Source organism: Microbacterium sp. (assembly GCF_030149085.1).
GTDB lineage: Bacteria > Actinomycetota > Actinomycetes > Actinomycetales > Microbacteriaceae > Microbacterium.
Genome location: NZ_JASBSF010000375.1, coordinates 1 through 13,307 on the forward strand (window position 1 = coordinate 1; position 13,307 = coordinate 13,307).

General features: G+C 67.7%; 16 protein-coding genes. 3 read left to right on the plus strand and 13 right to left on the minus strand.

Features of this window, described 5'->3' with window-relative positions; genetic code table 11:
- Positions 1-52: 52 nt before the first annotated feature.
- Together Q1V87_RS15045 and Q1V87_RS15050 are read left to right on the plus strand one after the other, a co-directional pair.
- Positions 53-343: a metal-sensitive transcriptional regulator gene (locus tag Q1V87_RS15045; RefSeq protein WP_195691893.1), complete on the plus strand. Its 291-nt coding sequence runs from the start codon at positions 53-55 to the stop codon at positions 341-343.
- A gap of 86 nt (positions 344-429) precedes the next feature.
- Positions 430-591 carry a hypothetical protein gene (locus Q1V87_RS15050; protein WP_300594665.1) on the plus strand — a complete coding sequence of 54 codons (162 nt, stop codon included), beginning with the start codon at positions 430-432 and terminating at the stop codon, positions 589-591.
- 74 nt (positions 592-665) lie between these two features.
- On the opposite strand, the gene Q1V87_RS15055 is transcribed toward Q1V87_RS15050, so the two are convergent.
- The 8 genes from Q1V87_RS15055 to rsmA form a co-directional block, all read right to left on the minus strand.
- A complete protein-coding gene (locus tag Q1V87_RS15055; protein WP_300594667.1) occupies positions 666-1,580 on the minus strand; it encodes an ABC transporter substrate-binding protein in 915 nt (304 codons plus the stop codon).
- Positions 1,581-1,618: 38 nt separating this feature from the next.
- Complete coding sequence (locus Q1V87_RS15060) at positions 1,619-2,380, minus strand: ABC transporter permease (RefSeq protein WP_292725729.1); 762 nt, start codon at positions 2,378-2,380, stop codon at positions 1,619-1,621.
- Positions 2,377-3,063 carry an ABC transporter permease gene (locus Q1V87_RS15065; protein ID WP_300594670.1) on the minus strand — a complete coding sequence of 229 codons (687 nt, stop codon included), beginning with the start codon at positions 3,061-3,063 and terminating at the stop codon, positions 2,377-2,379. Before Q1V87_RS15065 ends, Q1V87_RS15060 begins: the two co-directional genes overlap by 4 nt.
- Complete coding sequence (locus Q1V87_RS15070; protein ID WP_300594672.1) at positions 3,060-3,902, minus strand: ATP-binding cassette domain-containing protein; 843 nt, start codon at positions 3,900-3,902, stop codon at positions 3,060-3,062. Before Q1V87_RS15070 ends, Q1V87_RS15065 begins: the two co-directional genes overlap by 4 nt.
- A 12-nt stretch (positions 3,903-3,914) precedes the next feature.
- Positions 3,915-4,217 (minus strand): DUF427 domain-containing protein, encoded by a 303-nt coding sequence (locus Q1V87_RS15075; protein WP_300594675.1) that lies wholly within the window; start codon positions 4,215-4,217, stop codon positions 3,915-3,917.
- A gap of 135 nt (positions 4,218-4,352) precedes the next feature.
- Positions 4,353-5,327 (minus strand): 4-(cytidine 5'-diphospho)-2-C-methyl-D-erythritol kinase, encoded by a 975-nt coding sequence (locus Q1V87_RS15080; protein WP_300594678.1) that lies wholly within the window; start codon positions 5,325-5,327, stop codon positions 4,353-4,355.
- Positions 5,324-6,403 carry an aldo/keto reductase gene (locus Q1V87_RS15085; protein ID WP_300594681.1) on the minus strand — a complete coding sequence of 360 codons (1,080 nt, stop codon included), beginning with the start codon at positions 6,401-6,403 and terminating at the stop codon, positions 5,324-5,326. Before Q1V87_RS15085 ends, Q1V87_RS15080 begins: the two co-directional genes overlap by 4 nt.
- A 9-nt stretch (positions 6,404-6,412) precedes the next feature.
- Positions 6,413-7,267 carry a 16S rRNA (adenine(1518)-N(6)/adenine(1519)-N(6))-dimethyltransferase RsmA gene (gene rsmA, locus Q1V87_RS15090; protein WP_300594685.1) on the minus strand — a complete coding sequence of 285 codons (855 nt, stop codon included), beginning with the start codon at positions 7,265-7,267 and terminating at the stop codon, positions 6,413-6,415.
- Between rsmA and Q1V87_RS15095 the strand changes: the two genes are divergently transcribed.
- Entirely contained in the window at positions 7,217-8,812 is a 1,596-nt protein-coding gene (locus Q1V87_RS15095) for a sugar porter family MFS transporter (RefSeq protein ID WP_300594700.1), read from the plus strand. The two genes, rsmA and Q1V87_RS15095, sit on opposite strands and share 51 nt — an antisense overlap.
- Positions 8,813-8,815: 3 nt before the next feature.
- On the opposite strand, the gene hemL is transcribed toward Q1V87_RS15095, so the two are convergent.
- The 5 genes from hemL to Q1V87_RS15120 all read right to left on the minus strand — a co-directional run.
- Positions 8,816-10,129, minus strand: coding sequence for a glutamate-1-semialdehyde 2,1-aminomutase (hemL, locus tag Q1V87_RS15100; protein WP_300594687.1), 1,314 nt, complete (start codon positions 10,127-10,129; stop codon positions 8,816-8,818).
- A complete protein-coding gene (gene hemB, locus Q1V87_RS15105) occupies positions 10,126-11,127 on the minus strand; it encodes a porphobilinogen synthase (protein ID WP_300594690.1) in 1,002 nt (333 codons plus the stop codon). The genes hemL and hemB overlap by 4 nt, the downstream gene beginning before the upstream one ends.
- Entirely contained in the window at positions 11,124-11,891 is a 768-nt protein-coding gene (locus Q1V87_RS15110) for a uroporphyrinogen-III synthase (protein ID WP_300594692.1), read from the minus strand. Before Q1V87_RS15110 ends, hemB begins: the two co-directional genes overlap by 4 nt.
- Positions 11,884-12,807, minus strand: a complete 924-nt coding sequence (gene hemC, locus Q1V87_RS15115) for a hydroxymethylbilane synthase (protein WP_292733854.1) — start codon at positions 12,805-12,807, stop codon at positions 11,884-11,886. The genes Q1V87_RS15110 and hemC overlap by 8 nt, the downstream gene beginning before the upstream one ends.
- Positions 12,804-13,307: ferrochelatase (locus tag Q1V87_RS15120; RefSeq protein ID WP_300594697.1), on the minus strand; the 504-nt coding region annotated here is incomplete at its 5' end. The genes Q1V87_RS15120 and hemC, both read right to left, overlap by 4 nt.

Here is a 13,307-nt window from a genome sequence, read left to right on the forward strand (position 1 = left end):
AGTGGTGGGGCGATCAAGCCGCCAGCATCCTTGTCAGAGAAGAGGTCCACGCATGATGATCACCGGCACCCCCGAGGAGCAGGCTGCAACGCGCAAGCGCATCACCAACCGGCTCAAGCGCGCACAGGGTCAGCTGAACGCTGTCATCGCTTCGGTTGAGGCCGGTGACACGTGCCGCGACATCGTGACGCAACTGTCTGCCGTCACGAGCGCTCTCGACCGCGCCGGGTTCGCCATCATCTCGGCGGCGATGCGCGACTGCGTCGCCGACCCGGACGGCACCGCCGAGGCCGAGGGCCTGACGCAGGAGGAGCTCGAGAAGCTCTTCCTGTCGCTCGCCTGAGCCGCATCCCCGAACACTCATCGCTCGGACCGTCACGGTGACGGACCGCCATTTGTGCTGCCCGCGCAGCCAGTGAAGGAGACACCATGTGCTATCAGACGACGTGCCGGAAGTGCGGCAAGGTCACGTGGGGCGGCTGCGGCCAGCACGTGCAGCAGGCCCTCGTCGGGGTCCCGAAAGCGCAGCGCTGTGCCGGGCACGAGAATGAGCCGTCGAAGGGGTTCTTCGCGAGCCTGTTCGGCCGCTGACCCACCACCCACCGAACGCCGAAGCGGCTGCCACCCTCTCTCGGGTGGCAGCCGCTTCGTTGTCGTCGCGTTGGTTAGCTCAGGCCGTTCTCCTGCAGCCACTGCGACGCGATGTCGGCGGGCGACATCTCGTCAACCGTGCTCTGCACGTTCAGCGCAACCAGACCCTGGGGGGTCAGGGCGGCGCTCACGGCGTTGATGACGTCGGCGATCTCGTCAGCGACATCCGCGTTCACGACCGGGACGACATTCGAAGCCAGGAAAAGCCCCTCGGGGTCCTCGAGAACGACGAGGCCCGCGGTCTGGATGCGCGGGTCGGCCGTGTAGATGTTGGCGAGGTTGATCGTGCCAGCTTCGAGGTCCTCGAACGTGGTGTCGCCCGTCGCCGAGAAGCCGACGTCGATGCCGTACACGTCGGCAAGCCCCGTCGGCCCGTAGGGGCGCTCGGCAAGCTCCGGCGGGCCGCCGAGCGTCAGGGGCTCGGTGACGTTAGCGAGGTCGGCGATCGAGACGAGACCGTACTGATCGGCGAATGCTGAGGTGACGGTGTACGAGTCCTGGTCGGTCGCGGTGGACTGGTCGAGCACAACCAGTCCTTCCGGCAGCGCGTCGGGCAGTGCCGCGTAGACTTCATCGGCTGTGCGTGCCGTCGTCTCAGGGTCGAAGTACTGCAGGAGGTTTCCGCTGTACTCCGGGAAGAGCGTCACCTCGCCGCTCTCGAGCGCCGGGATGTAGGCATCCCGCTGCCCGATGTTGAACTGACGCTCGACATCAAAGCCGGCGTTCTCGAGAGCCTGCGCGTAGATCTCGGCGATGATCTCGTTGGAGTAGTAAGCCTGCGAGCCGACCACGATCGTGTCGGACATCATCTCGCCGCTGCCGCTACCGTCGGTGGGTTCCTCGAGCGGGTTGCCCGAAGCGCAGCCGGCCAGCAGCAGCGCGGCGGCGCCGACGAGCGCGGCGGCGCGGAGGGTGCGTGTGGTGGTCATGGTGCCTCTTTCTTTTCTGGTGGTGCGGGATGGTGCGGTCAGGTGGACGGGCTAGACGCGACGGTGTCAGGGACCCGAGCGGGCGTTTGGGCGGACCGGGGCCCGGTGTCGGATGGCGTACGCCGGGTCTTCGTGGCGCGCTGTCCCCGCGGCACTGCAGCGCGCTGCAGGAGGGCGAGCAGACCATCGAGGACCAGGGCGAGAAGGGCGACGAGAATCGATCCGGCAAGAACCTGATCGAACGCCCGCAGTGGAAGGCCCTGGATGATCGGGAATCCCAGCCCACCCAGGTTCACGTAGGCGGCGATGGTGACGGTTGCGACGACCTGCAAAGTGGCGGTCCGCAGCCCGCCGACCAGCAGCGGGAGACCCAGCGGAACCTCGACGCGCCACAGGATCTGCCAGCGAGTCATCCCCATGGCGCGCGCCGCGTCGATCGTGGCCCGATCGATTGCCTGGAGGCCCGTGTAGGCGCCGGCCAGCAGAGACGGGATGGCAAGGAGGACGAACGTGATCAGCGCAGCCTCAGCCCGGCGCGTCACACCGATGACCAGGACGAGAAGAATCAGTAGCCCGAACGAGGGAATGGCGCGCGCCGCGCCCGAAACGGCAACAGCGACCTCGCGTCCTTTGCCGGTGTGTCCGATTGCCCAGCCGATCGGCACGGCGATGAGAGCGGCGATTCCGACGGCGGCGAAGGTGTAGCCCAGCTGCTCGAGCAGCAGCGTTGGCAGGCTGTATCGGCCGGACCATTGTTCGGGTGCGATGATCCAGGCCCAGGCGTCGATGAGAAGATTCATGCGCTCGCCTCCGCAGGAGCAGCGGATGAGGCTGCGCGAGGCCGTACTCGCGTCCGGCGCGTCCACGGCATCAGTATCCGCCCGATCAGAACCAGCACGAGATCGATCACGAGGGCGAGAATGACGACGGCGACAACCCCCGCGAGGACCTCGGGGATGATGCGGCGCTGGAGACCATTGGTGAACAGGTACCCCAGATTCGACACGCCCACGAGAATGCCCACCGGTGCAAGCGCGATCGTGCTTACGGCAGCAACCCGCAGACCCGCGAGGATGACGGGGCCGGCCAGCGGAAGCTCGACGGCGAAGAACCGACGCGCACCTGAGAAGCCCATAGCAGTGGAAGCGCCACGTACGCCCTCGTCGACAGAGTTGAGTCCGTCGACAACCGACCGCACCAGAAGCGCGATCGCGTAGAGCGTCAGCGCGAGGATGAGGTTCAGATCGCTGAAAGCTACATACCCGAAGAGGGCGGGGAGCAGAAACAGTAGCGCGAGCGAGGGGATGGTGTACATCAATCCCGTAATCGTGACGACGGTGCCACGAAGAAGTCGGAACCGCCAGGCGAGAAAGCCCAGCGGAATCGACAGGCCGAACCCGAGCAGGATCGCGATCAGACACTGGCGGAGATGTTCCACCGACAGCTGAAGGATCAGATCGAGGTTGTCCAGAACCCAGGTCACGACGGTACGCCTCGCGCGCTCTCATCCGGATCACTGAGCATCCCCTGCGTGCGCCCCTGCCCGTCAATCACAGCCGTACCGGTCGCGGTCTTCTTCAGGTGCAGCGAGCGCTTCCCTTGGTCGGCGCCGATGAACGACGCCACGAACTCGGATGTCGGGTTCTCGAGAATCTCGCTCGGCGTGCCGACCTGGGCGATGTGTGCACCTTTTTCCAGGATGACGACCTGATCCCCCAGCAGAAACGCCTCGTCGATGTCGTGAGTGACGAACACGATGGTCTTGTCGACCTCGTCCTGCAGCCGCAGCAACTCCTGCTGCAGTTCGGCGCGCACGATCGGGTCCACTGCGCCGAAGGGCTCGTCCATCAGGAGAATGTTGGGATCGGCCGCAAGTCCGCGCGCGACCCCCACCCGCTGTTGCTGGCCGCCGGAGAGCTGGCTCGGATATCGCTTGGCGAACGAGCGATCCAGCCCCACCGTGTCCATGAGCTCGAGACCGCGGCTGCGCGCGGCAGAGCGAGACATCCCCTGGAGCACGGGAACCGTCGCGATGTTGTCGATCACGGTGTAGTGCGGCAACAGGCCGGAATTCTGCATGACGTAGCCGATGCTGCGGCGCAGCTTGACCGGGTCCTTGCCAGCGATGTCCTCACCGTCGATCGTGACGACGCCCTGCGACGGCTCCACCATGCGGTTGATCATGCGCAACAGGGTCGTCTTGCCGCATCCGGATGAGCCGACGAAGACCGTCGTCTTGTGCGCGGGGAGGGTCAGACTGAACCCGTCGACAGCGCGAGTTCCGTCGGGGAACTGTTTCGTGACGTCGTCGAAGATGATCACGGCGGCACCGAGTCAGTCGATGACCGACACGTCCTTCCCGAAGGCGACATAGCCCGAGAAGTCGGCCCCGACGCGATCAAACGCGCTCGGGTACGGCGTCGGGTAGGCCCACGCCCCATCGGAGTGCGTGACTCCATCGGCGACGATGTCGTAGTACTGGCACACACCCTTCCACGGGCACGTGTACGGCGTCGGACTCTCGGCCAGCGCGCCGTCGGCGATGCTGCTCGGCGGGAAGTACCAGTTGCCCTCGATCGAGAGAAGATCATCGCGAGACGCCTCTGCGATGACAACGTTGTCGATGACAGCCTTCATGGTTCTCCGTTCGTCGGGGACCGCCGATTCGGCTCCGAATCACGCTACCGGAGGCCTGGGACACTGGGGCGGTTCTGGCCGAAGCGGAAATCCGGCGGTAATATCCGCGGCGCATCAGAGGCGCCCGCGGCTCGGTCAGATCAGACGTGCGCCGGGCACGGGTCCGTGCGCGTGGAGGGCCGTATACCCCGCGGCAGACAACGTCACCTGGAGTTCCAGGGCCGACTCGAGATCCTCGGCAAGGAATGCGGTGGTGGGGCCCGACCCCGACACGATCCCCGCGAGAGCTCCCGACCGCTCCCCCAGTTCGAGCACATCACTCAGCTCGGGCCGGAGCGACAGCGTCGCCTCCTGCAGATCGTTGTGCAGGTGAGCCGCAAGTTCCTCGGGATCGCCGGCGCGGAGAGCGTGCAGCACACCCGTTCCGACGGCCGGGTCTGCGTCATCGTCGCGAGCCCCGGAGATGCGGCCCAGCGGAATCGCGCCCGTCGACGGATGCCCGGCCGACGCGGTCCGCGCCCGAAGCCGGTCGAGCTCGCTGTACACCGCGGGGGTGGACAGTCCGCCATCGGCAAGAGCGATAACCCACTCGAAGCGACCCGTCGCGAGCGCAGGACTGAGCCGGTCCCCCCGGCCAACGCCCACGGCGGTTCCACCCATCAGGGCGAACGGGACGTCGGCGCCGAGCCTCGCAGCAAGCCGCTGCAGTTCGCCAGATCCCACGTCAGTGCCCCACAGTGCATCGCAGGCGACCAGCGCCGCAGCAGCATCTGCCGAACCACCACCCATTCCCCCGGCGACGGGGACGTGCTTGTCTATCGTGAGGTGAACGCCGCCGTCGTACCCGGTGTGTTGCGCGAGGATGCGTGCAGCCCGCAGCGCAAGGTTTCGGTCATCGAGCGGGACTGCTGAGACATCCACCGAGCCGGTGACCTCGAGCCGAAAGTCATCTGCCGCTACGGCCCACACCTCTTCGAACAGCGAGACCGCCTGGTAGGCCGAAGCGACGGCGTGGTAGCCGTCGTCGAGCAGCGGGCCGACCTCGAAGAACACGTTGAGCTTGCCCGGTGCCCTCACCCGGACGACGTCGGAGCGAAGCGGTGCCGTCACGATGCCGCAGAATCCGACCAGATCGGGCCGGACGGCGACAGGTCAATCCCGTCGGTGAGTGCGTCGATCTGCTCAAGCTCTTCGGTGTCGAATGCCGGCCCCGTAACCGCGGCGAGGTTCTCGTCGAGCTGGGACGGACGCGATGCTCCGATGAGCGCTGACGTGACCACCGGGTCACGAAGCACCCACTGGATGGCCATCTGCGCAAGGCTCTGGCCGCGCTGCCGAGCGATCTCGTTCAAACCGCCCAGGAGCGAACGGCCACGTTCGGACACTCGATCCGCCGGCACCGAGTTGCGGCTCTGCGCACGGTCGGCGGCCGCTTCGCTGAGGTACTTATCGGTAAGAAGGCCCTGCGCGAGGGGCGTGAACGCAATAGCGCCCAGTCCCTCCTGGCTCAGCACGCCTGTCAAACCGTCCTCGACCCAGCGATTGAGCATCGAGTACGACGGTTGGTGGATGACCAGCGGCGTCCCCAGGCTCCGAGCCACGGCCGCGGCGATCGCGGTCTGCTCGGCCGAGTACGACGAGATCCCGACGTAAAGGGCCTTGCCCTGACGCACGAGGGTATCGAGCGCTGCGATCGTCTCTTCGACGGGAGTGACCGGATCCATCCGGTGGGAGTAGAAGATGTCGACGTAATCGAGACCCATGCGAGCTAGCGACTGGTCGGCGCTCGCGAGGATGTACTTGCGCGAACCGTAGTCGCCGTACGGCCCCGGCCACATGTCGTAACCGGCCTTGGACGAGATGATCAATTCGTCACGGTAGCGCGCGAAGTCCTCGCGCATCATCCGTCCGAAGTTCGTCTCGGCTGATCCGTAGGGCGGCCCGTAGTTGTTGGCCAGATCGAAGTGCGTGATCCCGGAGTCGAAGGCGTGCCGCAGCAGCGCCCGCTGGTTGTCGAACGGGATGTTGTCACCGAAGTTCCACCACAGCCCGAGCGAAATCGGTGGGAGGTACAGACCCGACGTGCCCACCTGTCGGTAGTCGGTGGCGCAGTAGCGGTCCCCGGATGCCGAGTAGGGGCGGTGGATGTCGCTTCGGCTGCGCGAGAATCGCTGCTCTTCGGTCATGCTTCGAGGCTATCGCGCAGCCGCGGCGGTTGCTCTGGCGATGCGCAGGAACTCCGCAGCCGTCAACTCCTCGCCTCGCGCAGTCGGCGCCACCCCGGCGCGCTCGAGCACGACGGATGCCTCGAGTGCGCTTCCACCCAGAACGGCGGCGAGCGCCTGGCGCAGCATTTTGCGACGCTGCTGGAACGCCGCATCGATGATGCGGAAGGTCAGGATCCGCTCGCCCTCCGAGCCGAGTGGTTCCGCGCGTTCGAAACCGACAAGCACGCTGTCGACGTTCGGGACCGGCCAGAACACCTGCCGCGACACCGTGCCGGCCAGCCGCCACGAACCCCACCACGCTGCCTTGACGCTCGGCGCCCCGTACACCTTGGAGCCGGGGGCAGCGGCAAGCCGCTCCCCCACCTCAGCCTGGACCATCACCACGCCACGCTCGATCGTCCGGAAGTTCTCGAGGAAGTGCAGCAGCACGGGAACCGACACGTTGTAGGGCAGATTGGCTACGAGCACTGCCGGTTCACCGGGAAGCTCGGTGATCCGCAGCGCATCCTGATCGATGACCCGTAGCGCACCCTCGGCGACACCGTGCGCCGAGGCCGTGGCAGGAAGACGCTCGGCAAGCCGATGGTCGATCTCGACGGCGGTGACCTCCGCCCCGGTCTCGAGGATCGCGAGCGTCAGGGAGCCGAGACCGGGGCCGACCTCGACGACATGCTCGCTCGCGCGAACTCCCGCAAGATGAACGATCTTGCGGACCGTGTTGGCGTCGACGACGAAGTTCTGTCCGAGCTTCTTCGTCGGCGTGACGTCGAGATCGGCTGCCAGCGCCCGCACTTCCGCGGCGCCCAGGAGGGTGACGGGCATGGGTTCACTGTAGTTCGCCGCACACGCGGACGTCACGACGAGGGCCAAGCGAATCCGTCACGGCGCCGCGGCAGGGGTACGGTGAGTCGCGTGACATCCTCTTCAGACGCACTCCCCACGGGGACGTTCTCTCTCAACAGCACCTATGGCCGGCGGGCAATCGCCCTCTCCATCGCCGCTGCCGTCGGCGGATTCCTGTTCGGCTTCGATTCCTCGGTCGTCAATGGCGCGGTCGAGTCCATCCAGTCCGACTTCGCCCTCAACGACTTCGTGACCGGATTCATCGTCGCCATCGCCCTTCTTGGCTGCGCCGTCGGCGCGCTGACGGCGGGTAACCTCGCCGACCGTTGGGGGCGCCTACGGGTCATGTTCCTCGGTGCGGTGATGTTCTTCATCAGCGCGATCGGGACGGGCCTGGCCTTCTCGGTGTGGGATCTCGGCCTCTGGCGCGTCGTCGGGGGCATCGGCATCGGCATCGCGTCTGTCGTCGCGCCCGCCTACATCGCCGAGGTCGCGCCTCGACAGATCCGCGGTGGTCTCGCGTCGCTGCAGCAGCTGGCGATCACGATCGGTATCTTCGCGGCGTTGCTCTCCGACGCCATGCTGGAGGGCATCGCCGGCGGAGCCGACAGCGTCCTGTGGCTCGGACTTGACGCCTGGCGCTGGATGTTCCTCGTCGCGGTGATCCCCGCCGCCGTGTACGGCATCCTGTCCTTCACGGTGCCGGAGTCGCCGCGCTATCTGATCAGCAAGGGCCGCAACGACGAGGCCCGGGCGATCTTCGCACGCCTCGTACCTGCCGTCGATCTCGACAAGACGATGAACGACCTCATCGCGGCGATCGAGACCGACAAGAAGAACGCCGGAGTCTCGATCCGCGGAAAGGCTCTGGGGCTGCAACCGATCGTCTGGATCGGCATCATCCTGTCGGTGTTCCAGCAGTTCGTGGGCATCAACGTGATCTTCTACTACTCGACGAGCCTGTGGAACTCGGTCGGCATGACCAACGCGCCGCTGATCAGCGTGATCACGAGCGTGACGAACGTGCTCGTGACGTTGATCGCGATCTTCCTGGTCGACAGGGTGGGCAGAAAGCCGATCCTGCTCACCGGATCCGTCCTCATGACCGTGTCGCTGGGAACCATGGCGCTCGCGTTCACCTTCTCCGAGACCGTCAATGGCGTCGTAACCCTTCCGGGCGCGTGGGGTCCGCTCGCCCTCGTGGCTGCGAACCTCTTCGTCGTCGGCTTCGGCGCATCGTGGGGACCGCTCGTGTGGGTGCTGTTGGGCGAGATCTTCCCGAGCCGCATCCGCGGCAAGGCGCTCGGCGTCGCGGCCGGCGCTCAGTGGATCGCGAACTTCCTGATCACCATGACCTTCCCGGTGATGTCGAGCTGGTCGCTGCCAGTGACCTATGGCATGTATGCGACATTCGCCGCACTCTCGTTCTTCTTCGTGTGGCTGCGCATCCCCGAGACGAAGGGGATGGAGCTCGAGCAGACCGAGACCCTCTTCACCCGACCGAAGGCCAAGGCCTCGGCCTAGACCTCATGCTCTTCCCGCAGCTGCAGCGCGCGCGGCTGCGGGAAGAGCGTCGATGATGCGGGACAGCGCCGCGTCGTCGTGCGCGGCAGTGAGGAACCAGGCCTCGAAAGCCGACGGCGGGAGCGAGACTCCTGCGTCGAGCATCGCGTGGAAGAACGCGCGGTAACGGAACGCCTCCTGCCGCACGGCGGTCTCGTAGTCAGACACGCCGGTGGCGACATCCTCGCCCCAGAACACGCTGAAGAGGTTCCCTGCCCGCTGGATGACGTGAGCAACACCCTCGCGCGTCAGAGCCTCTTCCACGGCGACGGAGAGCTCATCGGCAGCACGGTCGAGCCGGGCGTAGACCTCGGCATCCGCGTGCCGCAGCGTCTCGAGGCCCGCAGCGACAGCCACGGGGTTTCCCGAGAGCGTACCGGCCTGGTAGACGGGGCCGAGCGGCGCGAGCATCTCCAGGACCTCGGCACGACCGGCGACGGCGGCGACCGGGAGTCCGCCACCGACGACCTTGCCGAAGGTGAACAGGTCGGGCGTGTACTTCTCGCCCGCCGCCTCCTGGAGGCCCCAGAACCCGGCGGGACCGACGCGGAAGCCCGTGAGCACCTCGTCGAGGATGAGCAGCGCGCCATGCTCGTGGCACGTGCGTGCCAGCAGCGCGTTGAATCCCGGCTTCGGCGGCACGACACCCATGTTCGCCGCCGCCGCCTCGGTGATGACGGCAGCGATGCGATCCGGATGCTGCGCGAAGACGGCCGCGAGCGCCTCGGGGTCGTTGTAAGGGATCACGATCGTTTGCGCCGCGATCGCCTCGGGGACTCCGGCAGAACCCGGCAGCGCAAGGGTCGCCAGGCCTGAGCCCGCCTGCGCGAGCAGTCCGTCGGAGTGGCCGTGGTAGTGGCCAGAGAACTTCACGACGAGGTCACGGCGGGTGTATCCGCGCGCCAGGCGCACCGCCGTCATGGTCGCCTCGGTGCCGGTGGACACGAGCCGTACCCGCTCGACCGCCGAGACCCGCCCGGCGATCTGCTCGGCGAGTTCGGTCTCGGCCGGCGTGCTGGCACCGAACGAGAGTCCGCGTGCCGCGGCAGCGGTGACGGCATCGATCACGGCGGGGTGGGCGTGCCCGAGGATTGCCGGCCCCCAACTGGCGACGAGATCGACGTACTCGCGGCCGTCGGCATCCGTCACGAACGGCCCGCGGGCCGAGACGAAGAAGCGGGGCGTGCCGCCGACCGAGCCGAAGGCGCGCACCGGTGAGTTGACGCCCCCGGGCATGGCGGTCTGAGCCCGGGCGAAGAGTTCGTCGTTGTGGGTCATCGCGCATCTCCAGCGTCGCGCCCGTCGCGCAGCAGTTGCCCGACCTCCAGCGCCCAGTACGTCAGGATCGCGTCGGCTCCGGATCGACGGATGCCGATCAGGGACTCGATGATCGCGCGATCGCGGTCGATGGCCCCGGCTGCCGCGGCGAGCTCGACCATCGCGTACTCCCCCGACACCTGGTACGCCCACACCGGGATCGGCGAGCGCTCGGCTACCGCCGCAAGAACGTCGAGGTAGGGTCCCGCGGGCTTGACCATGACGATGTCGGCGCCCTCCTCGATGTCGCGGGATGCTTCCAGGAGCCCCTCCCGACCGTTTGCCGGGTCGAGCTGGTAGGTCTTTCGGTCGCCGACGAGCGTGGACTCGACGGCGTCCCGGAACGGCCCGTAGAACGCCGAGGCGTACTTGGCCGAGTAGGCCAGGAGCACGACATCCGTTCGCCCCGCCGCGTCGAGGGCTTCGCGAACCGCGGCGACCTGGCCGTCCATCATGCCCGACAGGCCCAGGATCTCGGCTCCAGCGTCTGCCTGCGCGAGCGCCATCGCCACATACCGCTCGAGCGTCGCGTCGTTGTCGACCCGTCCGTGGGCATCGAGAACGCCGCAGTGGCCGTGATCGGTGAACTCGTCAAGGCACAGGTCGGCCTGCACGGTGAGCCGGCCCGCAGCTGCCGTCCGGGCGACGCGGATGGCCCGGTTGAGGATGCCGTCGGGGTCGGTGGCCCCGGAACCGACGGCATCCCGGGCAAGGGGCACACCGAACAGCATGATGCCGCCGAGGCCCGCGTCGGCTGCGGCATCCACGACCCGCGGCAGCGTCTCGAGGGTCTCTTGCCGAACGCCCGGCATCGTCGCAATGGGCTGAGGTTCGTCCCGCTCGGTCACGAACACCGGGAGCACGAGGGCGGATGCCGACAGCGCGTTCTCGGTGACCAAGCGCCGCATGGCGGGACTTTGTCGCAGGCGCCGCGGGCGGTGGGTCGGGTAGGTGGTCATGTTCGGGCCTCCAGGGATGTGCGCGGAAGGGCGGCGATCAGCGCCTCGACGCTCTGCTCGGGTGCGGTCAGCGACACGGTGAGGCCGCGACGCTCGGCATCCCGGGTCGTACCGGGGCCGAGCGAGGCAAGGAGCGTGTGCTCGGGGAGGGCGCCGACCTGATGGCTGAGCTCTCGAACGACGCTCGTCGAGGTCAGAAGAACGGTGTCGATCCGCCCCGATCGAAGATCGTCGACGATCCCCTCCGCGAGGTCGACACCGACGGTGCGGTAGGCGATGCAGACGTCTACCGCGTAGCCGCGAATCTCCAGTTCGTCGCTGACCACCGCCATGGCGAGGTCAGAGCGCAAGACAAGGCACCGCCCGACGCCCGCAGGATCATGGGCTGAGCACCACTGCTGGGTGAGGGCCAACGCCGACGAGCGCCCGGCCGGAACGAAGTCGACCTCGAACCCGGCATCCACGACAGCGCGAGCGGTTGCACGCCCGACCGCGGCGACGCGCGTGGCAGCAGGAATCTCGATGCCCGCAGCGCGCAGGTGTTCGACCGCAGCGGCACTGGTGATGAACACCCAGTCGTAGGTGCCGGCGGCGAGGTCGGCGAAGAACCGGTCCCGGGCCTCGAGGTCGCGCGGGGGCTTGGTCTCGATCAGCGGCGCAATCACGGGCACGGCACCGCGGTCTGCAAGAAGGCGCGCGACGCGCTCACCCCATGCTCCACCGCGCGGCACGAGCACCGTGCGTCCGGCGAGTGCTTCAGTCATCGAGCTCATCGACCCCGCGATCTCGGAGCACCCGCACGACCCGTTCAGCAAGCGCCGCCCGGCCCGCCGGTTCGGCGACGACGGCGACTGGCGCGGCGTCCTCGACACGGATGCTGCGCGACCCGTCACTCCGGTAGACCGTCGCGGCGACCTCCACGCTCTCGCCGTTCTGGATCGCAGAGATACCGACAGGCGCAGCACAGCCGGCTTCGAGCTCTGCGAGCACCGCCCGCTCCACGAGCGCGGGGATCGCGGCGGCTGGATCGTTCAGGCCCCGCAGGGCGCGGCCCAGCTCGGTGGTCGTATCAGCCGTGCGGATCTCGATCGCCAGTGCCCCTTGACCTGCCGAGGTCGGCCACGCGTGCAGGTCGAACAGCTCGGCGATCTCGCCGTCCCGACCGATCCGGCGAAGGCCCGCTTCGGCGAGGACGATCGCGTCATACTCGCCGTCTGTGACCTTGCGCAGGCGCGTGTCGACATTGCCGCGGATGTCGGCGACAACGAGATCAGGCCGCCGCTCCAGCACCTGAGCGGCCCGGCGCGGGGAGCCGGTCCCCACGCGCGCGCCGGCGGGGAGCTCCGCAAGGGTCACGCCGCCGCGCGAACACAGGGCATCGCGCTGACCCTCGCGCTCGGGAACCGCGATCAGCGTGAGGCCCGGGTAGGCAGCGTTCGGCAGGTCCTTGAGGGAGTGCACGATCAGGTCGCACTCCCCCGCGAGCAACGCTTCGCGCAACGCCGTCGCGAACACACCCGTGCCGCCCAGCGACGCGAGAGAACCGGTGGCGACATCGCCGTGCGTCGTGAGGGGGACGAGCTCGACCTCGAGGCCCGACGATGCTGTCAGCATCCGGGCTACCGTTCCGGACTGCGTCATCGCCAGCGTGCTGGCCCGGGTCCCCAAGCGCACGGTCACGGCGTCAACCCCGCGAGTGCCGGGCGGAAGCCCAGCCTGGCGTTCTCGCAGCATCCGGGCCGGCACACGTCGAACCAGGGACCGAGGGACGTGACCCGCTCGCGCTGCGACGCGGGCGTACCCTGCAGCCGCTCCTCGATGAGGTCAACGAGGCCCGCGACGTAGGTGGGCGATGTTCCCGGGGTCGCGGTGCGTACGGCGACAAGACCGAGCTCGGTGGCGGTCTCGATGGCTTCGGTGTCGAGGTCCCACATGACTTCCATGTGGTCGCTGACAAACCCGAGGGGAACGATCAGCACTCCGCGCCGGCCCTGCGCGGGCAGTGCGGCGATCGCGTCATTGACGTCGGGCTCGAGCCACGGCACCGACGGCGGCCCTGAGCGGCTCTGGTACACCAGCTGCCAGGGGCTCTCGGACCCGAGCGTTCGCATGATCTGCTCCGCGACGGCGGTGTGCTGTGCGGCATAGGCGCCACCCGGCCCGAAGTCGCGGTCACGGGG